Below are 22,900 nucleotides of genomic sequence, written 5' to 3'. Positions count from 1 at the left end.
GCTAATTCTGCACCCTTCCCTGCCCCGCCCAGGCCAATAATGTTGACCCAGGCGGCAAGGGACCATGTTGTCGAAGGCTTATTATGATTCACAGCCTGCTCCGAGCAAAAATCACGGTGGTTACAAAAATCTCTAAGATAATTCTATCTCAAATCAGGGTCCTGCTCCTCCACATGCTAAAAGAGGTAAGGCATAGCTGGTAACTGCAACACTAACGATAAAGAGCTGGATCATTACTTTTTTCATTTTCATTTCCTCTTTCTGAGTTTTCTTGATGCAACTGTTGTTATCAGGTATTCCCCATTCGAACTCAAGAATGGAATTTCTCGTCTTTGCATCTCATTAAAGCAATGTCCATGCCAATTGCTCCCGCCCCCGAACATCAAGACAAGTGCCTGTATATGAGTGTTATTGTTATGTAATGCCAAAGTTTCGACAGATTTGGGAGATTGAACACAGTAGTGTGAGTCATCGAAGAGATGCGTGCTTAAGATTCTGAATTAGCGTCGATAAACGCAATATGCACACATTGCTGTGCTGTGCACATAAATATGTGCAGTGAATAAGGACCGATGGACCGGTTTCTTTTTGGAGGTAGGCTGGATTTGGACGAATTTGATCGGCTGAGTTAGTGCAACGAACAAGATATAAGGTACTAGAATACTGAAATAACATTTCAAGCCAGGTCTCTTTAAAGATCCATCCGTGCTTTGCTGATTATGCTGTCAATTGTGTTGGCACCATATTTGCAAAATTCCAGTCGTAGCAGTGCAGCTGTTTACAAAGTGATTTCAGGGCCGTCATGCCTGAGTACCTTGACGCAATCAGAGTTATAAAATTGGAGTATGAGATGGAAACAATACAAAACGAGTCGATCTTTGTCGTAGACGATGACCAAGGTATTTTGGATTCTTTCGATGCCATGCTGGGCGATGACTATCCACTGCATATGGTGAACAACGGTGTCGATGCATTGGAATATCTGGATCGGCACCAGCCTTGCCTGATGTTCCTGGATTTAAAAATGCCGCGGATGAATGGTTTGGAACTGTTGAAAACTCTGGCAGCGAGGAAGTTATCGACTGTCATCGTCGTCGTTACCGCATTACCGCAGGAACAATACCAAGAGCTGGCCTACGAATACGGTGTTTACAAATACCTGCAAAAACCCCTTGATGTGGACGAAGTGGAAGATATTGCCGCTGTTGTACTGCACTAATGAGAAAGTAAGAGAAACAGATAACCATGCAAAGCAATATACTGTTCGTTGACGACGACTCATCAATACTCGACGCTCTGGAGTGGACTTTTTCTGATGAACCTTATGGCTGCTTGACGTGCAAAACACCACAGGAAGCATTGAAACTCATGGATGAAATTGATTTCGCCGTAGTTGTCTCAGATCATCGCATGCCTGAAATGTGCGGCACCGATTTCCTGGAGAAGATAAAACATCAGTGGCCAGCTACCATCCGCATCCTCATGACCGCTTACCAGGAGATGAACATAATCCTGAATGCTGTCAACAAGGGGCACATCTACAACCTTATCTTTAAACCCTGGGATGAGATGGAGTTGAAGCGGATTATCAAGACAGCAGTTGACGATTATACCTTGAGAAATGGCGGCGGTGTTATCAGCCGGCAAGCCAGCGAAGCCGATCAGTTGATTGAGTTGAATCGAAGCCTGGAAGAGAAGAACCAGTACCTGATGGAAAGGTTACAGCAAGCTCATAAAATGGAAGCCTTGGGTAACCTGGCCAGCGGTATTGCTCACGATTTTAATAATGTTCTCTTCGTTATCAATGGTTGTCTGCAGATGTCGATGGTTGACAAACATATGACACCAAATATACGTGCAAATCTCAGCCAGGCTTTAAAGGCTTCAGGTCGAGCAAAAGACCTTGTGGCACAGATACTCTCCTTCAGTCGTACTGGCGAAAACAATAATAAGCCTGTCATGCTAACACCTCTCATGAGGGAGGTGTTGGAATTTATTCAGGCGGCTCTGCCACCAAACATCAAACTTTGTCAGGAAATTAACATTGACAATGAAAGGATTCAGCTGGAGCCCACTAAGCTCTATCAGATACTGATGAATTTATGCTTGAATGCGGCGGACGCCATGAGGGGCCGAAAAGGCGTCGTTCACATCAGCTTAACCCGGGCGCGAATTGAACGGACAAAACACGTTGAACAGGTGAAATCGCTATTAGGAGACTACTTCTGCCTAACGGTGAGTGATAACGGTGATGGTATTGAGGAGGCTGATATGGAGCGGATTTTTGATCCGTACTTTACAACCAAGCGCAAAAATGGCGGAACCGGGTTGGGCTTGGCTTTGATCAACCAGATTATCCAGGATCAAGGGGGAAACATTTCTGTTCAAAGCGAGGTTGGCAAAGGATCTAGCTTCACTGTATACCTGCCTCTGATAGAGGATTCTCTTGTCAATTGCGTGAGTCTCTGAGTGGTGTAGAAGATATCCGATACTATGTCTTCCTATATCAACTTGACTGAGACCTCTACTTTTTTCCAGGAGCGGTTACTTAACTTGAATTGTCGAAGAAAATAGCATCCTAAATTTTTCTGATGGGTTTTGTTACATATACTCAGGAAACATCTTAACCAGCAGATCGTTTAGAGAGATCTGGATTGCATATGGCTTTATAAATCTCTTTTCTCTTTTAGCACCTGGCTGGTTAAGGTTATCCAGATCGAATCGAGTTACTTTTCTGTTTTTTCTGTTCCATTCTTTCGGCCATCTATCCTGATCACCTGATACTCCCCCGCCCCTCTTCTGGAATGTGCTATTGAAGAACGAACGATAATTGTCGAGTTGGTGAACTTTGAAGCTGCATTGGCTCACCACAACAGCGATGCCTACCAGAAGGCCGTTGCAGCCCTCTGAAGTGAGTTGGTCAGGGATATACGCCTCATCGAGGGGGTGAGGAATGAGGCCATTCAAAATAATGTGTGGCTGTTCTTCGCCCTGTGTTAAAATCGGCCGCTGCCATAACTGCAAAAGTCCGGATCGAATCTGCAACATGTTGACGATAAAAGATAAATCTTATCCAAAAGGCAGAATAAAAGTAATAGTGGTCAACGAAGATCTTGCCTTGTAATACAAAACTCCAATAACTCAAACGCTATCGGATGGAGAATAGTACCATATAATCGCATTATCTTACTTCTTACGGAGGAACTATGAGCGCATTTTTAGTGGTTGACACCAAAATCAACAACCCTGAAGCCTACGAAGAGTACAAGAAGCTTGCCAGGCCCATCGTCGAGAAATTCGGCGGTGTTTACCGGGCTCGTGGCGGAGCCATGGAGATCCACCAGAGCGAACTCTGGAGCCCTACCCGTATTGTAATCGTCGAATTTCCTGATGTGGAAAGTGCCCGTGCCTTTATTGATTCAGAGGAATATGCACCGGTAAAGCAAATGCGTCTAGATAATGCTGAATGTACGCTTTTTATTCTTGAAGGGTAAGTATTGACTATCCTTTAATACGACAACCAGCGCCCCCACCCCGACAGATCAACCGGAACTGAATGAATATGTTTAAGTCGGCAGAGAAACTGATGACAATGGATGAGAAAGCCTGGGCAAGACATTCGAACCCGATGAGTGTCTACACCCGCTTCAGTTGCCTGCCGCTGCTGTCGCTGGCAATTTGGTCGCGTGAGTATCTCGGACTCTGGTCGCTCATTCCAATTTCCCTCTCATTATTCTGGATATGGTACAACCCCAGAGCCTTTCCACCGCCAAGCTCAACCAATAATTGGGCCTCAAAGGGTACATTTGGAGAGAGAATTTTTCTCAGACGCAAAAAACTGACAATCCCCGGCCATCATATCCGGATGGCCTATATCCTTTCAGCGCTCGCCGGGCTGGGGTTACCTGCTCTCATATACGGACTGTATACCAACCAACTACTGCTGATAGCCCTCGGCAACATGGTAACCATCTACCCCAAGGCCTGGTTTGTCGACCGCATGGTCTGGATTTACGAAGATATGAAAGATACAGAACCGGAGTTCAGGGAGTGGTTGAAACCTTGAACGTGATTTCAGCCGAATAAAAGAAAAGATACGATTTTTAACAACTCGAATTTGCAGGTAACCTGCTGTAGAGGCGATGGGGAACAAAATTAGAAGGACGAGGTTATATCACAGGGAGAAAGGTCAGGTATCATCCGCTATTGCATGGTGATTTATGCGACAATTGACTTTTCGACGCAATTTCCGTCACATCGAAAAATCACCCTGAAAAAATCTAAAAAAGAGCAAAAAAGGTGTTGACCCTCTCCACCGCTTTTGGTAAATAATCGCCTCACTGCAGCGCAGCATTTGCGGGAATAACTCAGTGGTAGAGTGCAACCTTGCCAAGGTTGACGTCGCGAGTTCGAATCTCGTTTCCCGCTCCATATATAAAAAGCGGCTTTCAAATTTTTGGAAGTCGCTTTTTTCTCTCAAAATGCTGATTGCAAACACAAGGCCGGATCAAACCGGCCAATAGAATGACTACGTAACCTGAGTATATCAGGTACCGAAATTCTTAAAATAGAAGCTTGACTTCAAACAAGGGTTTTGGTAAATAGTCCTTCTCCAGTAGCGCATTTGCGGGAATAACTCAGTGGTAGAGTGCAACCTTGCCAAGGTTGACGTCGCGAGTTCGAATCTCGTTTCCCGCTCCATATATAAAAACGGTCTTCATTTTTTGAAGACCGTTTTTTTTTGCCTTGCCCTCATCACTCCTCACTTCAAAAAAAAAACCGCCAACCGGCCCAAGCCGATCAGCGGTTCAAAATCCCTGGGTATCCAGTCAGAAACCGGGGATTATCCGTTCTTGCGTCGCACCATCACTCCGGATGGCAACTTGACCCCCTGACGTTTCTGTTTCTCCGCCTCTTTGACCCGCTTGAGTACATTATCACGATACTTAGCCTGGAGTCCGAGCAGGAAATAGCGGAGAATCTGATCCTTGCAGGCCCGGTAATTCTTGTGTCCCCTGCTCCTGAAAAAAGCGCTCAATTCCGATTTACCCAAGGCAAAACCAGCCAGTGCGACAATCTCAAGAATTTCATCATCGCGCAAGTCAAAGGCAATTTTCAGCTTTCTGAGGATAATATTGTTGTCGAGGCGGTCCTCCGGAGCAGGTTGCTCCCCCTCACGCTTGCCGCGAATCCTGGTGATCAGACCATTGAGGAAAATTGCAAGATGCTTGTCATCTATATGCTTGAAGGCAGGATCATCATCCCGTTTGAGCCAGTTGCTGAGACGCGTCCGCGACACCCTGCAATCAGCTGCCGCAAAGGTCGCTATCATTTTGTCATCTTCAAGATCAAGTATATAGCGTACACGCCGTAATACATCGTTATTATCCACAATTACCTCCGGTCTTCACAAGCTGCCGCACCAATCCTGGTGCGTAATACTCTTTATTTATCAGCACTCACCGTTCCAACCCAAAATGGTTAAGCCGGCCTGTGTGCGTTATTTCAAAGTTCTCATCCCAATTTCAGGCAGCACACTATAGCCGCAACGATAATCACTTGCACCGATTTTATGAAAATAGATCATCTTCACCCACAAAGCATAAAAAAATCCCCGTCAGGTGCTCTTTTAGTTATACGCACCGAACGGGGATAAAATCAATACAGGGGCTGTACCACGATATGCAAAGCAGCCCTGAAAAAGCGCCTCCCAGCTAGAAACTTGAGATCCACTACACTTTTAGTGTGTGGGTCTCAAAAGCGACGAAGAAGAGCGGCCTGATCGACTCGCTGCAGATTTACCCGAGGAGGAGAGAGTCGTTAGCCAGCTCCTCCCCCTGCGACTGGTAAAATTTGGTAAGCAGATCCTTAACGGTAAGATTCTCCTTCTCCTTGCCTTTAAGGTCGAGAATTATTCTGCCCTGATGCAGCATGATCAGCCTGTTGCCGAAGCCGATGGCGTGTTTCATATTGTGGGTAATCATCAGGGTGGTGAGGTTCTGCTCACGCACGATATCCCGGGTCAGGTTGAGGATCTGATTGGCGGTTTTCGGGTCGAGGGCGGCAATATGCTCATCGAGCAACAGCACGTCCGGCCTGATCATGGTGGCCATCAGCATGGTCAGCGCCTGGCGCTGGCCACCCGAGAGCAGGCCAACTGTATCCAACAATCTCTCTTCAAGGCCGAGGCCAAGATGGGCGAGTTGTTCGCGAAACATCACCTTATCTTTCTTTTTCACTCCCGGTGCCAGGCCACGTTTCATGCCACGGCGAACTGCCAGCGCCATATTCTGCATAATGGTGGCAGAAGGACAGGTACCGAGCAGTGGATCCTGAAAAACACGGGAAATAAACTTTGCCCGCTTATATTCGGGCCAAGCGGTCACGTCGGAGTTGTTAATGGTGATGGAGCCTGAGTCAGGAAAAAAAGAACCGGCAATACAGTTTAAAAGCGTCGACTTTCCCGCACCGTTGGAACCAATCACCGTGATAAAATCACCCTCTTCAATCTCAAGATTGATGTTGTTGAGGGCAAATACCTCGTTGACACTCCCCTTATGGAAGTATTTCTGAATGTTTTGTAAGGAAATCACCGCTCGATAAGTCTCTTCTTGATTTGGGGGGTAATCAACGCACAAATTACCAGCAGAGCGGTAATAAGGTTGAGATCACTGGGATTGAACTTAAATGAACCAAACTCGACGCCGAGTGCCATGGCAATCACCAGTCGATACAGCACAGAGCCAAGCAGGGCCGCAATAAACGCACGCAGGATGGTTTTGCAACCAAATACCGTCTCACCAATGATAACCGAGGCCAGGCCGGCGATAATGGTACCAATACCCATCCCCACATCAGCCGCACCCTGATTCTGGGCCACCAGGGCACCGGAAAGCGCCACCAGGGCATTTGACATGCCGACACCGAGGATGATGATGGTATGGGTGTTTACACCAAGACTGGTGATCATCTGGGGATTGTCGCCCGTTGCCAGTACAGCCTGCCCCAGCTCGGTGCCGAGGAACCAGACGATAAAGCTCACAACCAACACGGCAAACAGCCCGAAGACCAGAATTCCTGCGTATTGAGAAGGAACCCCCATGGCAATTACCGGATCAAAAACGGTATCGGCACCAAGCAGGGCCACATTCGGCCCGCTCATGATGCGGATATTGATCGAGTAGAGGGCAATCATGGTGAGGATAGAAGCCAGCAGATGCAAAATCTTGAACTTGGTATTCAAGACTGCGGTAATCATACCGGCCAGAAAACCGCCTGCCACTGCCAGAAGCAGAGACAGGTAAGGGTTCAGGCCACTGGTGATAGCCACCGCTGAGATAGAGGCCCCCAGCGGCAGGCTGCCATCAACAGTCAAATCAGGGAAATCGAGAATCCTGAAAGTCAGGTATACCCCGATAACCATGATGCCGTAGACCAGTCCCTGCTCTACGGCACCAAGTGCTGCATAAATTGTCATATTTCAGTACCGCTCACTATTCGTAAATCTTGGTCGCTTTCTGCAGCAGTGCCTCAGGTGGGGTTACACCCATCTGTGCGGAAGCTTTCGTATTGATGTGCAGCTGGAGATCTTTCTGGAACTCCACCGGGATGTCGGCCGGCTTCTCACCGCCGAGGATACGCTGGGCAACAGCACCTGTCTGGTAGCCATGCTTGTAGTAATCAAAGCCCATGGCCGCAATCGCACCACGCTCAACAGAGTCGGTGTCAGCACAGAAGATGGGCAGCTTGTTCTGAATACCAATTTTCAACACAGACTCAAGTGCCGAGATAATAGTATTGTCAGTCGGGATGAATATCGCGTCAACCTTGCCTATCAGACTTTTTGCAGCCTGGTAGACATCTGCGGTCTTGGCGGCAGTTGCTTCAACCACCTCAAAACCCATCTTCTCGCCAAGTTCCTTGATGCCTGCCACATTGGCCTTGGAGTTTGCCTCACCTGCGTTGTAGAGGATACCGAGCTTTTTCAGGTTCGGCATATAGGTGAGAACCATCTCGATATGCTTATCGAGCGGCAGCAGATCGGAAACACCGGTGGTCAATCCGCCCGGATGCTCAATATCTTTTACCAGACCAGCTGCAACCGGATCGGTAACCGCGGTGAAAAGATATGGTCGTTTCATGTTCTCAGGAGCCTTGGCATTCGCCTGAGCAACAGCCTGGGCAGAAGGGGTAGCAATTGCCATAAGGAGATCAGGATTTTCGCCGATCATCTGCTGGGCGATCTGGGTTGCAGTTCCCATATTGGCCTGAGCATTATGAACGTTGTATTCCACATCAATATTATTTTCTTTCAGGTAATCCTGAAAACCCTTCAATACCGCGTCCAGAGCTGGATGCTCAACAAACTGGTTAACTGAAATTGTGTAGGTCTGGGCGCTGACACTCTGCGCCGCAAGGCCGCATATGGCAACCATGGCCAGGGCCGCGAACATAATCCGCTTCATATCTTCTCCTCCGTCAGGTAATCATAAAAATCTGCCGTAAATATCCGGAAAACATCCTCGACAATCACAACTTTCTCTGCCATTGACGATGATGTTTTTAACGCCGAAGATCTATACCATTATTGTCTTTTTGGCAATGTTCCATTTACCCAAAATCTTTTCACAATCGCTGACAAAAGCCCAATTTACCGCAACAAAACATGTATTCACGCGCTGATACATCAGCCTTTAAAGCTATTCCGCATGGTTCTGAGCAGGGAAAAAATTTCTGCTCCCGATGCAGTTGAACCAGCCTCCGAAAACGGTTTGCGAATCGCATCACTTTTGCAACGCAAAAAAGGATTGGTCGCTTTTTCAGTCCCAAGTGATGAGGGAGTCGAATGCCGGCCGGAGATTTTGGCCTGCTGCACTCCTTCAAGGCGCCTGGTTATCTCCCGGTTAGATTGCTCAACCTGGGCTGCGAACCTCAGATTCTGCTCCGTGTATTCATGGCCGAAGTAGAGCAGCGTGTCATCAGGCAATGCACCGATTACGTTATTGAGCGAAACGTACATCTGTTCGGCTGTACCTTCAAAAAGGCGGCCACAACCGCCACCGAACAGAGTGTCACCTGTGAAGAGCCTGTCACCGAACAGATAACAGATACTGCCGGTAGTATGCCCGGGCGTATGCAGAGCCCTGCCACTCAGTTTGCCTATGGTGAGGCTGTCGCCGTCTTTTAATTGCCTTGTCAAATGTGCAATACGCAATGCCTCATTCTCAAAACCGTAAACGGCAAGCCCGGGTTGCTCAGCCAGCAAATCTTCCAGCCCTGCTATATGATCATTGTGATGATGGGTGCAGAGTGCCGCGACCAACCGTACCCCACTCGCCTCAACCTCCCGCCAGACTGGATAGGCCTCTGTAGGGTCAATTACCGCCGCCTCACCCGTTGCCTTGCAGATCACCAGATAACTGAAATTATCATAACCACAGCAGATAGTTCTGACCTTCATTTCATCGCTTTCAATTACATTGTCTGAAGTCATTGGTACGCTGGTCCCCCTTGAGCCTGGAGCAGTTTCTTTTGCCCTTTGACGATTTTTGGTTATAGTCATGGGCTATCAATAGCCTGAAAATCTGATAATCAATATTCGTCCCCTGTGGAAAAACACCTTCAGCTACGTACCCTGCATAATTTACTGAGGCTGATATTACCAACTATACAGGATCAAGGGACAACAGGCAGTACCGTTATTCACCTGAAATACTGCAAGGAAAGACAATGCGCTACAGACGTTTTGGCAAGACAGAGCTACAAATGCCGGTCATAAGTTTTGGCTGCATGCGCTCAATGCACAGCTGGACAGACACAAATTGCAACCAGATACCAGAAGACTCTACTACAACACTTGAATCTATTGTCCGCACTGCACTCTCCCATGGCATAAACCATTTCGAGACAGCCCGCGGGTATGGCTCGTCGGAGAGACAATTGGGTCTGGTTTTGCCGAAATTTCAACGTGACAAATATATTCTGCAGACCAAGATCGGCCCCACAGATGACCCGGAAGAATTTACGGCCAACTTCCACGACTCCCTAGCGAGACTCCAGGTGAACCATGTCGAGTTGCTTGCCATCCACGGCATAAACGACCACCAGTCACTCTGGCAAAGCTGCCGGCCAGGCGGCTGCCTTGCTGCAGCCAGGAAGCTGCAGCAACAGGGAAAAGCCCTGCATATTGGCTTTTCCGGCCATGGCCCGCTTGACGTTATCCTGGAGGCTATCAACCATGAGCAAGACGGCGGCTTCGATTTCGTCAACCTGCACTGGTACTATATTTATAACGTTAATCAGCCAGCTATAGAGCGCGCGGCCAAACGCGACCTGGGAGTCTACATCATCAGCCCAACCGACAAGGGTGGTATGCTGTACAACCCGCCTGAGACGCTAAAAACGCTCTGTGAACCAATCTCACCTATTCTGTTCAATGACAGCTATTGCCTCAGCCAGCCAGGGGTCACCAGTATCAGTGTAGGCGCGAGCAGAACAAGCGATTTCGACGAACATCTCAAGGCAGCGGACACCACTGAGCGGACACCACTGGTGCTCGATATCATCCGAAAACTTGAAGAAAGAATGGTAGAGAAAACCGGTCATAGACGCCCTGAAGCGAACTGGGATGAACTGCCCCATTGGAAAAACTGCCCGGGCACAATCAATCTGCGCTTTATCCATTGGCTCTACAACCTGCGCCGCGGCTGGGATTTAGAGGAATTTTCCCGCACACGCTATGGGATGCTGAACAATGGCAGTGCCTGGGTTCAGGGTAATGATGCCTCATTTATCAAAGCTGTTAATTTTGAGGAAATCCAGCAAAAATATCCCGCAATAACCGAGTTGTTTCTTGAACAGCTGCATAATGCTCATGCACTTCTCAAAAACGGGTGAGAACCTACCTGAACTCCCCATATGAACATCATGGCTGAAAACAAAACCCCCCAGGTGAAGGGAGGGTCACCTGGGGGTTTTAAGGGAGGAGAAGAAAGAATGCTTATCTGCTGAATTTAGAAGCGGTTGCCACCACCGCCCATCATGCCTCTGCCCATTCCGCCGCCTCTAGGGCCTCGTGGTCCTACGTACTGGTCAACTCCGGCAGCCTCGGCTTTTTCTGTTATACTGGTGCGCAGATCAAAAAGCTCGCCTGCCAGTTTGCTCGCCGCCGCGGGATCGGGGTTATCACTGTTAAGCAGCGCACGATGCTCTGCCTGCTTCATGACCATCTGTTTGCGGAGATCTGCGGTATCGTTGTAGAAAGCATCAAGCTTCTCTTGAGTGGCTGGATCTAACTGCTGATAGTAACCGCCCTGCTGACCACAGTAACAACCAGCCGGATTTCCACCACCTCGACCCCAACCTGCCATTGCCACTGTAGAAACTGCCAACCCGGATACCAGAACCGCTGCAATTATTTTCTTTTTCATAACCTGACTCCTTGCAACATAATTTGTCTTTCTCTCAGTTGATGCATAATGCGATCAACTGGCTTGACATTGCCTTTTCACTTCTTGCAGAATATAAAGCAAGTCATGTGCCACATCGACCATAAAGAGACTAACTAACTAATATATTGTTGTTTATAATTCAAAACACTATCCGTGCCAGTCTGCCAGCCCCTTGCTGCTGTATAATTATTACCCACCCGCATCCGGCTGGTGAATACTTTTTTTCCGGTCATATGGTTGAAATACAAACAGACTTCCAGCCTATTTCCTCCCACGGCAGACAAAGCCGCGCACACAGAAAGAATTAAAATGATATGTACATGATATATTTACTCAAAAACAACGTAAGGCCATTCTGCAATGGTATTTCTTTATTAGATACAATACGTTATAAGAAAGGTATATGCACATTTCGCAAGACCAAGAAACTATCAGATTAAGTAATTACTCTTTAAATTTGATTAACTGACCAGGTAACGGTATTTTTCCTTGCACAAGAAACAGCTTTTCACCTTGTTGCGAAGGCAAGCAAATTTTAAAGCAGGATGCCAGGCGATAGCAGGCAGATAATCTGAAAATACATTCAAAAAAACATGACGATGCAAGACAACCTGCGCAAGTATACCAAAAAAATTCTTGCCGCAGCCTTGTGCGCCCAGAGTTACAACCCGTTAAAAAACTATTTCATTCCGCTTGGAATAGCAGTTGCGCTCCCTATACCGCTTGCTCTTGTTCTCTTTCACAGTACTCACCAGGTTGTTGATTCCGCAGCGCCAAGCGGAACTCTATCTTCCTTGCTCGCCATGCAACCGGAATATTGGCTGCAGCTTATCCCGCCACTCCTCTCAGGCTGGCTGTTCGGCATAATCGGCACCTTATACCAGGAGAAATCAAGAAAAGTACTGGAAAAGGTTGAAATTCTAAACAGGAAAGCAATCCTCGATCCGCTCACCGGTATTAGTAACAGACGCTATTTTCTTGAGAATTTCTCAGAAGAACTCGCCCGTAACAGGCGTAAAAGAACACCGCTTTCACTCGTCTTTATCGATCTAGATCATTTCAAGTCTATCAATGACAGGTTCGGACACCAGGTTGGAGCCGAAATTCTCAGTGTAGCGGCGGAGCATCTGGTACAAAACTGCCGACCATACGACAACCTGGCCCGCTGGGAAGGTGAAGAGTTCATCATCCTGTTGCCTGATACTGATGAGAAAAAGGCTCTGGGCTTTGCAGAGCGCATTAGGAACAGCTTTCTTGAAGGACTGAATACCTCAATCCCCTTACGAGTTACAACCTCAATCGGTGTAGCACAGTATAGCCCCGGCGACAGCGTCGAACAGCTGGTGGAAAAAGCAGACAAAGCGCTCTATCACGCCAAGGCTGTGGGGCGAAATACCGCCATCGCCTGGAGTTCACTGCAGATAAACGTAGAGTCCGAAGATTCCCGGACAACTGTTGCGTAAAACACACAATATCGAAATTTTTTACACTCTATTGTGCATATTTGTGGGGATTATCAGGCAGTGCCCTACTATTTCGCCCAGCGAACACACCCCCCACAGGCGTTTTTACCACGCCTTATCAGCCACATAAAAAACTACCCCACATCAAACACTCTAACTCTCTGAAACTGGACCGCATTTTGCATTTCATGTTGCAAATGTACGTACGACACAATTGTTCTATTAAAATATAACGGATTACCTATAACTTACAGAATGAACAAAGCTAATTCAATTGCAATGCAGCACGTTACACACCGCCCATCCATCACAGCACTGCTGAGCACGGCAACTGTATCACTCTTCACCTGGCTCATCGCCTTTGTCGTCACAATAGTGAGTTTGAGCCTTTCCCTGTTATTCGGAACCATTCGGGCAATGACCAGGCTTTCATTCAGATGTATTGTCTATATACTTCTGGCGACGCTCTTTCTTGTTGGTCTGGTGCTCGGTGCTATTTTGAGCATCATCACGCTGGGTGCAATCAGTCTCCCTTAGCCCTAGCTACATCGACAGGATTACAAGGGCTACTCGGAAACGAACCGGATATCCAAGGAACATTCGGCCAGGCGTACTCTTTTCACAGCAGCCGATTACGCTGGTTACTCTTTTTTGATATCCCGGTGGTAAACGTGCAATTTTAAAAGTTTTTCGCCAGCCAATTCCTCCGCGAGTCTCTCCACCACTGCAACCGATCTGTGATGGCCGCCGGTGCAACCAATTGCTACTTTCATTTCGGCCTTGCCTGCCTGCCTGTTCTGCTCAATCAGAAATTCAATCATCGGCAATAATTTTTCAAAAAAAGAACTACCGGATACACTCTCGAGCACAAAGCTGGCGACATCTTTTTCCAAACCGTTGCGGTCTCGCATTGCTTTTTGCCAGTACGGGTTAGGGAGAAACCGCACATCCCAGACCATGGTGGCATCGTCCCCCGGTGAACCATACTTGAACCCAAATGAAAAAATGGTCAGCTCAAACTCTTCAGTCGTGCTCTCCCCACCCATGCGCTCGCCTCTTCTATTTTAAACGTGTGATTACAATTTTTTTTATATCAGCTGATTTCAATATCATATTTCATCAACATACCCAGTGCTCCGGCTATACTGAGCCGTGCTTTTCGTATTCGATTCTCGTCAGGATCTATCAGGTAATTCCATGATGTGGCAAGATCAGCTTTCTCAAGGTTTGTCCTGTTAAAAATGGCATCGGCAAGATCACAACTGGTAAAGACCGCCTCTGTTAAATCAGCCTGAGAAAAATCTACCTCCTGAAGGTTAGAGTGACTGAATACTGTTTTTCTCAGGTTGAGGTTAAAAAATGAAGCGTGACTGAGTATACAATTATCAAACATAACAGAGAGTAACAGATCGCTACATCTCTCGAACTGCACCCCGAGGAGCTTGCTCCCTTTGAATTTGACATCTCTCAGCACGGTACCTGCCAGCTTCACCATGCTCAGATTACACCTTTCAAATTCACACTCCATGAACTTCATACCCATCAGGTCTGTAGCTGAAAAATCACATTCCACAAAGGTGCAATATTCATATGTACCCTTTTTCAGCCGGGTGCTGGTAAAGTCCCGTTTCTCAAAAAACTCTTCTTCAAAGTACAACTCACCCATCCTTCTTTCACCGCTCCCTGCGATTTGACTCTACCGGACAAGCGCCCCCGCCAGATGAAGCACCCGCGGTTGAACTTCTTTTCGACCTGCTACCTGACGAAATGTCACCGCCGGATAGCCAAGAGCGATTACGCTGTAGATCTCTTCATTACCTGCCATAGCAAGCGCAGCCCTGGCAGATGTGCTCCTCTTGACAGCCTCCACTGCAAAACCGATCAGGCAACTCCCTAACCCCATGGTATGGGCAGCGAGAAGAATATTCTGGGTGGCCAGCAGCGCATCTTCGGCAGGGCAACTCGCATCTTTTCTACCAGTCACCACAATCGCCGCAGTTGCCCCGTGGAAGAGGCGATCCACACCATCTTCATCCCACTCCCGAAGCGCTTCTGCAACCGACTGGTAATAATTTTGGTAATATCGGTTAAGAGCATCATTGGCAAAAAACTTTGCCAGCAGACGGTATAACGGGTTGGCCGCCTGGGAGTTGAGTTTGCGATAAAAGTCTGCGGTCAGGTTACCGAGTGCTTCCACATCTGCCCGCGTCGGTAAAATAACAAAATCCCACGACTGACTGTTGGTGCCGGATGGAGCGGTGATACCAATCTTCACCAGATCTTCCAACAGGGCCGTTTCCACAGGCTGGCTGGTATACTTTCGACACGATCTCCGCGAACGCATCAACTGCACCAGAGAGGAGCAATCGCATTCCTCGGGCTTCAAAACCTTCAGCTTCTCAGGAAATGTCTGGAAATCAAGGATGGCCGACACACCTTCAACGCTTACCGCCTCCAACGGGCATATGGCCGCACAATGGCCGCATTCCATACAATCCTGGTCCTGCCCGTTGTCAAATACGGCCTTCCCCTTCTTCAACGCCAGCAACCGATGCGGGCAGACATCTACACAGAGAGCACAACCCGTGCATACCTCGCCATTAATAACTACACTGTCTATGTTTACAGGATTTTTCATTATCCTCTGTCGGAAAGTCGTAATAAATTCTGTCAACCCGGATTTCCCATGAGTATTTTGCCGGAAATTGATGTATTCGGGTTAAGCGCTTGCCAATAAAAATTATATGGTACACAATACCCACCCTGCGAACTATTAACAAGTTTCCATGGTTACGCCACTTGCTCAAACAGAGGGCTGCCATTTCACTACTTTTCGTAAACAGCGGAACACCGTTGAGGCGATAGATAATGCATAACATCCTGCGGCACTGGAAGCGCCGATATAATTACAGCGAAGTGATCAAAGTGTGCCTGCCGCTGGTGCTGGGTATGTCTGCCACCACGGTAATGGAGTTCACCGACCGCGCCTTTTTAAGCAATTACAGTATAGAGGCAATTTCCGCCGCAGTCCCCGCTGGTATTACTGCATTTCTGTTCATCGCTTTCTTTGGGGGCGTGGGCAGCTACGCCGGCGTGTTCATCGCCCAGTATTACGGCAGCGGTGCAAATGACAGAATCGGCAAAGTACTCTGGCAAGGCATTTACTTTACCCTCTTTTCAGGCCTGGTTTTCTGGCTGCTGGCGCTCTTCGCCACCCAACCGATATTCGCCCTGGCCGGACATGAACCGGCGGTACGCGAACTTGAGGAGATCTATTTTTCCATACTCTGCAAGGGCGCTGTCCTGCAGGTGGCCGCAAACACTCTGGGAACATTTTTTACCGGCCGGGGCATCACCCGGCCGGTGATGTTGATAACCTTTGCCGCCGTCCTTCTCAATATTCCGCTCAATTACGCACTCATTTATGGCCGTTGGGGATTGCCTGAGATGGGTATCACCGGCGCAGGTATCGCCACTGTACTTGCCTGGGGAGTCAATGCGCTGATTCTGGCCGCACTGATTTTCTTCAGAAAAGACAATTGCAGATTCGGGATTTTCAGCGGCTACAGACTCAATACAAAGCTGTTTAAAAGGCTTTTGCACTATGGTATTCCAGGCTCGTTGCAGTTCACCCTCGACATCCTTGCCTTTACTCTCTTTATTCTCCTGGTGGGCCGCATAGGCACTCTTGAACTCGCCGCCACCAACATCGTACTTTCCATCAATGCTGTGGCCTTTATGCCGTCCATGGGCGTCAGTCATGGGGTGAGCATCATGGTGGGCCAGGCGCTGGGCAAGGGAAAACCAATCCTCGCCAAGAGGGCAATCTGGTCATCGATTCATCTTTTAATGCTCTACATTCTGTTCATTGATCTGCTCTTTATCTTCTTCCCTGAACAGGTGCTGAGCCCCTTCATCCATGGTGAGCGGGACACGGAGTCTGTGGCTGCCATCATGACGACAGGAGCGGCCCTGTTAAAGATTATCTCCATCTACCTGCTGCTGGACGCGCTCTATATGGTGTTTAGCGGAGTTTTGAAAGGTGCGGGCGATACCCGTTTTATTATGGTGAGTGTGGGGATTTCTTCCCTGGTCTGCCTGGTGCTGCCCGTCTATCTCGGCATCACCAGGTTCGGTATGGGAATTACCGGAGCCTGGTCCTGTGTCCTGCTGTTTGTAGTAGCCCTGTTTCTACTCTCTGCCGGGCGATATCTCACCGGGAAATGGCAACATATGCTGGTCATTGAAAAAGAAGCACGACATAAAAAAACGGATTGAGCCTGAATGCATCCGGCTCAATCCGCCATAATGAATTGCAGAAGTTTGAAATTTACATCGTAACTCATTGGCGATCAGGCTGAAAATGTGCTGAACATTTCCAATGAACTCTGCAGGATATCCAGGTTGAACGGTTTATTGAGTGTGCCGGCGAAACCGTAATCAGCATAATCGGTCATCACGGGATCTGTGCCGAGTCCGCTGGAAACAATGACCCGTGCTGCGGGATTAATGGCCAGGATTTCCCGGGTAGCTTCTTTGCCTCCCATCCCTGCCGGAACCATCAGGTCCATTATGACCAGATCGTATGGTTCACCGTCGCGGAACTTCTGCTGATATTCTGTGACTGCCAGTTCACCTTCCTCAACCAGGGTTGCCTGGTAGCCAAGGTAACTCAACATGTGACAGGTTATCTCTCCAACCATCTCCTCATCATCCAGAATGAGGACTTTACCTTTGGTGCTTATATTCGACAATTCAATATTCTCCCACTATTTTCCACTCTTCTCCCCCGGAGAAAAAGCAGCAGGGATACTATGCCAGATGTATTTGATTCCAGTCAATAAAATTAGCTTGAAACAGAGCAGAAATTCGATCTATCCAGCCTTTGCAGCAGGCCGGTTTTTTCTAGGTTAGATGAAATATGGTAAGCTGCCAGAAGCAGGAGTTTGCTAAAATTCATGGACCTGAACATCAAACATAAAATCCACAGGGAGCTTCTCGGGCCCCGTCTGGTGGAGATCTTTGACACCAGGGAAAGCCGCTTTCTCTATTTCGGTGGGAAGTACCTGCAGTCTCAGATGCTGCACAACGAACCGGAGCGGCTTGCACTGGTCTATACACGCTACATGGTCTCGGCGCTATTGCTGCTCCCGGAACTTCGCCGGGTACTGATCATAGGCCTTGGCGCTGGCTCACTCATACATTTCCTGCGCCATCATTTCCCTGATTGCCATATTGATTGCGTTGACCACTCGAAACGGATTATCGAGATCGCCGAGGATTTTTTTGAGGTAAAGGAATGTGACCGGGTGGCCATTCATTGTTGCGACGGCAGGGAGTTTCTGGCCTCGCCCCCTTCACCTTTACCGTATGATCTCATCCTCATTGACGCTTTCGATGAAGAGGGCATGGCCACAGGAATCTATGAAGCTTCATTTTTCACGCTCTGCAGTGACAGATTACACCCGGATGGCGTGGCCAGCTTCAATATCTGGCACAACAAAAAGACTGTCATTTCAAACGTAATCAGGGGGCTGCAGAGTAGCTTCCCACACAACTACCTGCTGCCGATACCTTACAGGGGCAATGTTATCGCCAATATGCTGCACAAGCCAATTGCCTGGCACCGGTTATTGCCCGGAAAAGCACAGTCCAGAAACCTCCAGGAGAAATACCAGATAGAATTCAACACCATCGGCAAGCTGGCAATCAGAAAAAACATGAAACTGCCAGCACGCTTACGCTGGTTTCTGCGATACCTCTGACATCCACTCCCCTCTCCCCTAACTCCTCTCTTCATTTCTTACAATTGGTATCACAACATATTCCCGATGTTGTCTGCTGCCCCTTCTCTTATGCGTTCCAGTTGATCATGGAGATCGGCGATCTCTTTCGACCAGTAGGCATGGGTGCCAAAGTCATCCACCACCCGGGTCATACCGTCTGCTGCCACCTGATGGGCGCACCAGGCCATATAATGAACAAATCGCATGGCTCTGAGCGGCTCGATCATCCTGAAAGAGCGACGGTCGAAACGTCGGAAGGTTTCATACCCTTCAAGAAGAAGATCCATCTCGACGAAAGCATCTTCGAGGGTTCCCGGTAACAGCATCCAGATATCCTGCACCGGCGGGCCCATGACCATGTCATCGAAGTCTATCAGGTAAAACGACTCTCCCGGCCTGTAGATAAAGTTGGCAAAATGACAGTCACCATGAATACGGATAGGCTGGACTCCTTCAAATACCGGCTCTATCTCAACGATAATTTCCTCAATAACCCGCTTCAGAGCAGGTTGTGTTTCGGGCGGCACCTGTCCGGAAGCAAGTAGATAATTGAGCTGCTGTCTGGTGGATTCAGTGGGAGACATAATAGGCCGACTACGTGACTGTTTTCTCTCTCCAATAGCGTGAACACGACCAAGCAGCCTGCCAAGCTGCAGCCACTGCTCGTCATCAAATTCATCGACACTGCGGCCGCCACGCTTTGGAAACACTGCAAAATTCGCACCTTCGTGATTACCAAGGGTCTCGCCATTTTTCAGCGGCAGCGGAGCGATAACCGGAATTTCCTCCGTTGCAAGCTCAGCCAGGAACTCATGTTCCTCTTTGAGCGCTTCGGTGGACCAGCGACCGGGACGATAGAACTTCACCACCAGACCATTGCCATTATCCTGCTCAAGCTCGTAGACCCTGTTAATATAGCTATTGAGTGGACGAAACAGGTTGGTCAGTTCAACACCGAGATGTTTCTCAACCAGGCCGAGCACCAGGTCAGGGCCCAGATCGTGAAAAATGTGGTCTTCATATTGAGTTATCTGCATATCGCTCCCAGCCTGCACCGGCTGTTGTTTTTTTATTGATCACCGGAAAGATTAATCTATGTTATATGGTATTTCCCAAACAGTAGATTAACACATCGTTACCTTTATCACCGGTAAATCGTAATGCCCCAGGTCCCTGAAAAATACATGCCACCACCAGCGCACCAGCTGCCTCTTCAGGAGAATGGGATTGTCGCCACATCCGGATATTGCCGGAAATGTAAAGTGATTCATGGTCTTCCCATGGGCAGAGCACAGTACCATTGCCAGGAATTGATACACCATTTTCAGCAGAATGAAACCATCGATCTTGACTTCGACAAAGAATCAACAGTAACGGGCAGAGCCGAGAGGCAGCTCTCCACCGACTACCTTTTCGGTAGAGCACGGGGCAAGATGTTCGGGGTACTCGAATGCCTTGACACCGAGGGTACAACCGTCATTATTCGTGCCTTTTCAGGCCAGTACAATGGCAAGTGGAGCGTAGCCGGCTGGGCACCTCCCCTGTTTGATCTGACTGAATTCAAAAACACCAACAACCCGGTTGAGCGGCAGATAAAGGCACTTGGAACGCAGATGGAGGGGCTGGAACACGGTTCAGAAGAGTGGCGCACACTCCGCCAGATGAGACGGAGCATGTCCCGCCAGTTGATGAAGGATCTTCATGGGCTGTATCAACTTCACAATTTTCGTGATCAGGTTGTCAGCCTCAGCAAAGCCTATGCAGGTGAAAACGGTATCCCCACCGGCACTGGTGACTGCTGCGCGCCGAAATTACTTAACCACGCGGCCCGAATGCGGCTGACCCCGGTTTCCATCGCGGAATTTTACTGGGGACTTGATAATAAATCCAATACCCGCCATCATGGCCGCTTTTATCCTTCATGCAGGGAAAAGTGCCAGCCGATACTCGGCTACCTGCTCTGCGGAGCGCAGGAAAGTGATAAAGGTGAAAGAGCAGCGAACAAGGCCTATACAGGTGGCAATGATATACGGTGATATAGAAATAGTCGATGAAGACCAGCAACTGGTGGTGATCAACAAGCCCGGCGGGCTGCTGTCCGTGCCCGGCCGCGGCGCCGATAAGCAGGATTGCGTCACCAGCCGGTTGCGGCAGATCTATCCGGAAATGATCGAGCAACCATCGGTACACAGGCTCGACATGTACACCTCCGGCCTGATGGTTGTCGCTATTACCCGGGAAGCGCACCGACATCTCAACCGGCAGTTTGAACAGCGACTGGTCGACAAGGAATATACAGCGCTGCTGGATGGAGAGATCCAACATGAATCCGGTGAAATCGAGCTTGCCTTCAGGGTGGACCTGGACAACCGCCCCCTGCAGATGTATGACCCTGTTCATGGTAAAATGGGTACCACGCGCTGGAGCCTGATTGGCCATGAGAATAACCGCAGTCGGGTGCATTTCATCCCCCTTACCGGCCGTACTCACCAGCTCAGAATCCATGCTGCCCATGAACTTGGCCTTGGTTTTCCAATAGTTGGTGACAGTCTTTACGGCAGGGGCGTTGATGGCGACCGAATGCTGCTCCATGCCAGTATGCTCAGCTTTATCCACCCCGTTTCCGGAGAACGATTGAGCTACACCTCAACACCACCCTTCTGAAATCAGAAGAGAGCAGCCTCTCTCCCTCATTCGCCCATTCTCAGGGCTGTCGACGCACATATCATGTGCAGGTACAATTTGACCCTTATCAAATTATTATGTTACGATGGAGCATCAGCCTGACAAGCAAAAAGATCACAAATTATCTTTCTTGGATATATGCTGTAACGGAGAAGAGATCATGCTTAGTGCGCTCCCCTCTCAGAAACTTCAGGCACTGGTGGTTATCATGTGCGCGCTCAGCGGCAATCCTGCTGAAATGGAGTCGACCTCAGCCGGGAAAACCACCCTTGATGTGTGGTTCCATGCCGGGCAGGAAGCCGAACGCGAGATTATTCAGGAGCAGGTTATCCGTTTCAACGAAAGTCGGAAAACGGTGGAAGTGAACCTCACCTTTATTCCCGAACGCGACTACAATGCCCAGATCCAGGCCGCAGCAATGGCTGACGATTTGCCGGATGTACTCGAGTTTGACGGCCCGTACCTTTACAACTATGTCTGGCAGAACCACCTGCTCCCCCTCGACGACTATATCCCGCAAAAAATCAAAGAGGACCTGCTCCCCTCCATCATCGCCCAGGGAACCTACCAGGGCAGCCTGTATTCTGTGGCGACTTTTGACTCGGGGTTGGGACTTTATGTCAATAAAGACATGCTCGAGGCCATTAATGCCAGGATCCCAACCTCGGCCGGCGATGCCTGGACCATTGATGAGTTCAACACCATCCTGACCAGACTCTCTGATGAAGACCCGGACGGTGCAGTGCTTGATCTTAAGCTGAACTATAGCGGAGAGTGGTACAGCTATGCCTTCTCCCCTGTTCTGCAGTCTGCCGGAGCCGACCTGATAAACCGGGAGACCATGTTCGCCACCGGCGTACTGAACAGCGACTCTGCAGTGACTGCCCTGAAGTATATACAAAACTGGGTAGCGCAGGAATTGGTGGACTACAACACCGACGATGCCGCCTTTACCACTGGCAGAGTGGCAATCTCCTGGGTTGGCCACTGGGAATACGACCGCTACTCCAAAGCGCTTGGTGAAAAACTCGCCATTGTTCCCCTCCCCGATTTCGGCAGCGGCAGCAAAACCGGTCAGGGCTCGTGGAATTGGGGCATCACCAAAGCCTGCAGTAACCCGGATGCAGCGATTGACTTTTTAAGTTTTCTACTGGAAACGGACCAGGTTCTCGCCATGGCTAATGGTAATGGTGCTGTCCCGGCCACCAAAGACGCCATCGCCAAATCAGATCTCTATGGCCCGGACGGACCACTTCACCTCTTTTCCGAGCAGCTACTGGAAGGCTACTCAGTTCCGCGACCACGTACCCCCGCGTACCCGATAATCTCTTCAACCTTTCAGAGCAGCTTTATGAAAATCATCAACAAGGCACCAATACAGGATACCCTGGACCGGGCAGCGAAGCTGATAGACGAAGACATTGAGGATACGGGATACAAGTCTGTCATAAAGTAGACTCGCCGCAATGGAGGTGCTTCACTTCGCACTATGCTTCCTGGAGCGTTTTTTGCGTAA

24 protein-coding genes and 2 tRNA genes are annotated in these 22,900 nt (G+C 48.8%); 14 read left to right on the top strand and 12 right to left on the bottom strand.

The genetic code is table 11. From position 1 onward, the window contains the following. Positions 1-850 precede the first annotated feature (850 nt). Positions 851-1,219, top strand: a complete 369-nt coding sequence (locus tag FCL45_RS10520; RefSeq protein WP_167495698.1) for a response regulator — start codon at positions 851-853, stop codon at positions 1,217-1,219. A 26-nt stretch (positions 1,220-1,245) separates the two neighbouring features. Further along, a complete protein-coding gene (locus tag FCL45_RS10515; protein WP_136796385.1) occupies positions 1,246-2,469 on the top strand; it encodes an ATP-binding protein in 1,224 nt (407 codons plus the stop codon). Positions 2,470-2,601: 132 nt separating this feature from the next. Here the strand turns inward: FCL45_RS10515 and FCL45_RS10510 are convergent, their stop codons facing one another. Continuing rightward, positions 2,602-3,048 (bottom strand): hypothetical protein, encoded by a 447-nt coding sequence (locus FCL45_RS10510; RefSeq protein ID WP_176360032.1) that lies wholly within the window; start codon positions 3,046-3,048, stop codon positions 2,602-2,604. 158 nt (positions 3,049-3,206) lie between these two features. Between FCL45_RS10510 and FCL45_RS10505 the strand changes: the two genes are divergently transcribed. The 4 genes from FCL45_RS10505 (at position 3,207) to FCL45_RS10490 (ending at position 4,701) form a co-directional block, all read left to right on the top strand. Next, the gene (locus tag FCL45_RS10505; RefSeq protein WP_136796383.1) at positions 3,207-3,494 is read left to right on the top strand and encodes a DUF1330 domain-containing protein; all 288 of its coding nucleotides are present in this window, start codon (positions 3,207-3,209) and stop codon (positions 3,492-3,494) included. A 62-nt stretch (positions 3,495-3,556) separates the two neighbouring features. Beyond that, positions 3,557-4,066, top strand: coding sequence for a DUF6653 family protein (locus tag FCL45_RS10500; RefSeq protein WP_136796382.1), 510 nt, complete (start codon positions 3,557-3,559; stop codon positions 4,064-4,066). Positions 4,067-4,356: 290 nt separating this feature from the next. Beyond that, positions 4,357-4,431 (top strand) — tRNA-Gly (locus FCL45_RS10495). A gap of 195 nt (positions 4,432-4,626) precedes the next feature. Next, positions 4,627-4,701, top strand: a tRNA-Gly gene (locus tag FCL45_RS10490). A 142-nt stretch (positions 4,702-4,843) separates the two neighbouring features. Here the strand turns inward: FCL45_RS10490 and FCL45_RS10485 are convergent. The 5 genes from FCL45_RS10485 to gloB all read right to left on the bottom strand — a co-directional run bounded on the left by FCL45_RS10485 (position 4,844) and on the right by gloB (position 9,493). Continuing rightward, the gene (locus FCL45_RS10485; protein ID WP_136796381.1) at positions 4,844-5,392 is read right to left on the bottom strand and encodes a YehS family protein; all 549 of its coding nucleotides are present in this window, start codon (positions 5,390-5,392) and stop codon (positions 4,844-4,846) included. Between the two features lie 406 nt (positions 5,393-5,798). Then, positions 5,799-6,593 (bottom strand): ABC transporter ATP-binding protein, encoded by a 795-nt coding sequence (locus FCL45_RS10480; RefSeq protein WP_136796380.1) that lies wholly within the window; start codon positions 6,591-6,593, stop codon positions 5,799-5,801. Next, positions 6,590-7,477 carry an ABC transporter permease gene (locus FCL45_RS10475; RefSeq protein WP_136796379.1) on the bottom strand — a complete coding sequence of 296 codons (888 nt, stop codon included), beginning with the start codon at positions 7,475-7,477 and terminating at the stop codon, positions 6,590-6,592. The genes FCL45_RS10480 and FCL45_RS10475 overlap by 4 nt, the downstream gene beginning before the upstream one ends. A gap of 16 nt (positions 7,478-7,493) precedes the next feature. Next, positions 7,494-8,465, bottom strand: a complete 972-nt coding sequence (locus tag FCL45_RS10470; RefSeq protein WP_136796378.1) for an ABC transporter substrate-binding protein — start codon at positions 8,463-8,465, stop codon at positions 7,494-7,496. Positions 8,466-8,686: 221 nt separating this feature from the next. After that, positions 8,687-9,493, bottom strand: coding sequence for a hydroxyacylglutathione hydrolase (gloB, locus tag FCL45_RS10465; protein ID WP_176360031.1), 807 nt, complete (start codon positions 9,491-9,493; stop codon positions 8,687-8,689). 236 nt (positions 9,494-9,729) lie between these two features. Between gloB and FCL45_RS10460 the strand changes: the two genes are divergently transcribed. Continuing rightward, a complete protein-coding gene (locus FCL45_RS10460; protein ID WP_136796376.1) occupies positions 9,730-10,896 on the top strand; it encodes an aldo/keto reductase in 1,167 nt (388 codons plus the stop codon). A 116-nt stretch (positions 10,897-11,012) separates the two neighbouring features. Here the strand turns inward: FCL45_RS10460 and FCL45_RS10455 are convergent, their stop codons facing one another. Next, positions 11,013-11,429 (bottom strand): Spy/CpxP family protein refolding chaperone, encoded by a 417-nt coding sequence (locus FCL45_RS10455; RefSeq protein WP_136796375.1) that lies wholly within the window; start codon positions 11,427-11,429, stop codon positions 11,013-11,015. Positions 11,430-12,043: 614 nt separating this feature from the next. Here FCL45_RS10455 and FCL45_RS10450 point away from each other — a divergent pair. Further along, positions 12,044-12,913, top strand: coding sequence for a GGDEF domain-containing protein (locus FCL45_RS10450; protein WP_136796374.1), 870 nt, complete (start codon positions 12,044-12,046; stop codon positions 12,911-12,913). Positions 12,914-13,168: 255 nt separating this feature from the next. Then, positions 13,169-13,450, top strand: a complete 282-nt coding sequence (locus FCL45_RS10445) for a hypothetical protein (protein WP_176360030.1) — start codon at positions 13,169-13,171, stop codon at positions 13,448-13,450. Positions 13,451-13,554: 104 nt separating this feature from the next. Here the strand turns inward: FCL45_RS10445 and FCL45_RS10440 are convergent, their stop codons facing one another. From FCL45_RS10440 to FCL45_RS10430, 3 genes are read right to left on the bottom strand one after another with little or no spacing between them, the layout of a single operon-like run. Next, on the bottom strand, positions 13,555-13,959 hold the full coding sequence (locus tag FCL45_RS10440; RefSeq protein WP_136796372.1) for a RapZ C-terminal domain-containing protein: 405 nt from the start codon (positions 13,957-13,959) through the stop codon (positions 13,555-13,557). Positions 13,960-14,006: 47 nt separating this feature from the next. Next, positions 14,007-14,579, bottom strand: a complete 573-nt coding sequence (locus FCL45_RS10435) for a pentapeptide repeat-containing protein (RefSeq protein ID WP_136796371.1) — start codon at positions 14,577-14,579, stop codon at positions 14,007-14,009. A gap of 30 nt (positions 14,580-14,609) precedes the next feature. Then, positions 14,610-15,551: a nitroreductase family protein gene (locus tag FCL45_RS10430; protein ID WP_136796370.1), complete on the bottom strand. Its 942-nt coding sequence runs from the start codon at positions 15,549-15,551 to the stop codon at positions 14,610-14,612. Positions 15,552-15,781: 230 nt separating this feature from the next. Between FCL45_RS10430 and FCL45_RS10425 the strand changes: the two genes are divergently transcribed. Next, the gene (locus FCL45_RS10425; protein ID WP_136796369.1) at positions 15,782-17,191 is read left to right on the top strand and encodes an MATE family efflux transporter; all 1,410 of its coding nucleotides are present in this window, start codon (positions 15,782-15,784) and stop codon (positions 17,189-17,191) included. A 74-nt stretch (positions 17,192-17,265) separates the two neighbouring features. Here FCL45_RS10425 and FCL45_RS10420 read toward each other — a convergent pair whose 3' ends face one another. Further along, the gene (locus tag FCL45_RS10420) at positions 17,266-17,667 is read right to left on the bottom strand and encodes a response regulator (protein WP_136796368.1); all 402 of its coding nucleotides are present in this window, start codon (positions 17,665-17,667) and stop codon (positions 17,266-17,268) included. A 204-nt stretch (positions 17,668-17,871) separates the two neighbouring features. Here FCL45_RS10420 and FCL45_RS10415 point away from each other — a divergent pair, with 204 nt between their 5' ends. Continuing rightward, positions 17,872-18,678 carry a spermidine synthase gene (locus tag FCL45_RS10415; protein ID WP_136796367.1) on the top strand — a complete coding sequence of 269 codons (807 nt, stop codon included), beginning with the start codon at positions 17,872-17,874 and terminating at the stop codon, positions 18,676-18,678. A 50-nt stretch (positions 18,679-18,728) separates the two neighbouring features. On the opposite strand, the gene FCL45_RS10410 is transcribed toward FCL45_RS10415, so the two are convergent. Beyond that, a complete protein-coding gene (locus tag FCL45_RS10410) occupies positions 18,729-19,736 on the bottom strand; it encodes a serine/threonine protein kinase (RefSeq protein WP_136796366.1) in 1,008 nt (335 codons plus the stop codon). 147 nt (positions 19,737-19,883) lie between these two features. Between FCL45_RS10410 and FCL45_RS10405 the strand changes: the two genes are divergently transcribed. The 3 genes from FCL45_RS10405 to FCL45_RS10395 all read left to right on the top strand — a co-directional run bounded on the left by FCL45_RS10405 (position 19,884) and on the right by FCL45_RS10395 (position 22,840). Next, positions 19,884-20,735, top strand: a complete 852-nt coding sequence (locus tag FCL45_RS10405; RefSeq protein ID WP_176360029.1) for a hypothetical protein — start codon at positions 19,884-19,886, stop codon at positions 20,733-20,735. Then, entirely contained in the window at positions 20,722-21,363 is a 642-nt protein-coding gene (locus tag FCL45_RS10400) for an RluA family pseudouridine synthase (RefSeq protein WP_136796364.1), read from the top strand. The genes FCL45_RS10405 and FCL45_RS10400 overlap by 14 nt, the downstream gene beginning before the upstream one ends. A gap of 181 nt (positions 21,364-21,544) precedes the next feature. Next, positions 21,545-22,840 (top strand): sugar ABC transporter substrate-binding protein, encoded by a 1,296-nt coding sequence (locus tag FCL45_RS10395; RefSeq protein ID WP_167495696.1) that lies wholly within the window; start codon positions 21,545-21,547, stop codon positions 22,838-22,840. Positions 22,841-22,900 lie beyond the last annotated feature (60 nt).

The sequence above is a fragment of the Desulfosediminicola ganghwensis genome, assembly GCF_005116675.2.
Lineage (GTDB): Bacteria > Desulfobacterota > Desulfobulbia > Desulfobulbales > Desulfocapsaceae > Desulfopila > Desulfopila ganghwensis.
Note: the sequence above shows the minus strand (reverse complement) of the source record. Positions and strands in the feature narration are given on the sequence as shown.

Bases quoted from the DNA above. Each gene is read 5' to 3' on its own strand.
- FCL45_RS10440 (WP_136796372.1), bottom strand. From the start codon at position 13,959: ATGGGTGGGGAGAGCACGACTGAAGAGTTTGAGCTGACCATTTTTTCA.
- FCL45_RS10455 (WP_136796375.1), bottom strand. From the start codon at position 11,429: ATGAAAAAGAAAATAATTGCAGCGGTTCTGGTATCCGGGTTGGCAGTT.
- FCL45_RS10510 (WP_176360032.1), bottom strand. From the start codon at position 3,048: ATGTTGCAGATTCGATCCGGACTTTTGCAGTTATGGCAGCGGCCGATT.
- FCL45_RS10475 (WP_136796379.1), bottom strand. From the start codon at position 7,477: ATGACAATTTATGCAGCACTTGGTGCCGTAGAGCAGGGACTGGTCTAC.
- FCL45_RS10410 (WP_136796366.1), bottom strand. From the start codon at position 19,736: ATGCAGATAACTCAATATGAAGACCACATTTTTCACGATCTGGGCCCT.
- FCL45_RS10500 (WP_136796382.1), top strand. From the start codon at position 3,557: ATGAATATGTTTAAGTCGGCAGAGAAACTGATGACAATGGATGAGAAA.
- FCL45_RS10515 (WP_136796385.1), top strand. From the start codon at position 1,246: ATGCAAAGCAATATACTGTTCGTTGACGACGACTCATCAATACTCGAC.
- FCL45_RS10450 (WP_136796374.1), top strand. From the start codon at position 12,044: ATGACGATGCAAGACAACCTGCGCAAGTATACCAAAAAAATTCTTGCC.
- FCL45_RS10405 (WP_176360029.1), top strand. From the start codon at position 19,884: ATGCCACCACCAGCGCACCAGCTGCCTCTTCAGGAGAATGGGATTGTC.
- FCL45_RS10520 (WP_167495698.1), top strand. From the start codon at position 851: ATGGAAACAATACAAAACGAGTCGATCTTTGTCGTAGACGATGACCAA.
- FCL45_RS10395 (WP_167495696.1), top strand. From the start codon at position 21,545: ATGCTTAGTGCGCTCCCCTCTCAGAAACTTCAGGCACTGGTGGTTATC.
- FCL45_RS10400 (WP_136796364.1), top strand. From the start codon at position 20,722: ATGATATACGGTGATATAGAAATAGTCGATGAAGACCAGCAACTGGTG.
- FCL45_RS10445 (WP_176360030.1), top strand. From the start codon at position 13,169: ATGAACAAAGCTAATTCAATTGCAATGCAGCACGTTACACACCGCCCA.
- FCL45_RS10460 (WP_136796376.1), top strand. From the start codon at position 9,730: ATGCGCTACAGACGTTTTGGCAAGACAGAGCTACAAATGCCGGTCATA.
- FCL45_RS10430 (WP_136796370.1), bottom strand. From the start codon at position 15,551: ATGAAAAATCCTGTAAACATAGACAGTGTAGTTATTAATGGCGAGGTA.
- FCL45_RS10425 (WP_136796369.1), top strand. From the start codon at position 15,782: ATGCATAACATCCTGCGGCACTGGAAGCGCCGATATAATTACAGCGAA.
- FCL45_RS10470 (WP_136796378.1), bottom strand. From the start codon at position 8,465: ATGAAGCGGATTATGTTCGCGGCCCTGGCCATGGTTGCCATATGCGGC.
- gloB (WP_176360031.1), bottom strand. From the start codon at position 9,493: ATGACTTCAGACAATGTAATTGAAAGCGATGAAATGAAGGTCAGAACT.
- FCL45_RS10505 (WP_136796383.1), top strand. From the start codon at position 3,207: ATGAGCGCATTTTTAGTGGTTGACACCAAAATCAACAACCCTGAAGCC.
- FCL45_RS10415 (WP_136796367.1), top strand. From the start codon at position 17,872: ATGGACCTGAACATCAAACATAAAATCCACAGGGAGCTTCTCGGGCCC.
- FCL45_RS10435 (WP_136796371.1), bottom strand. From the start codon at position 14,579: ATGGGTGAGTTGTACTTTGAAGAAGAGTTTTTTGAGAAACGGGACTTT.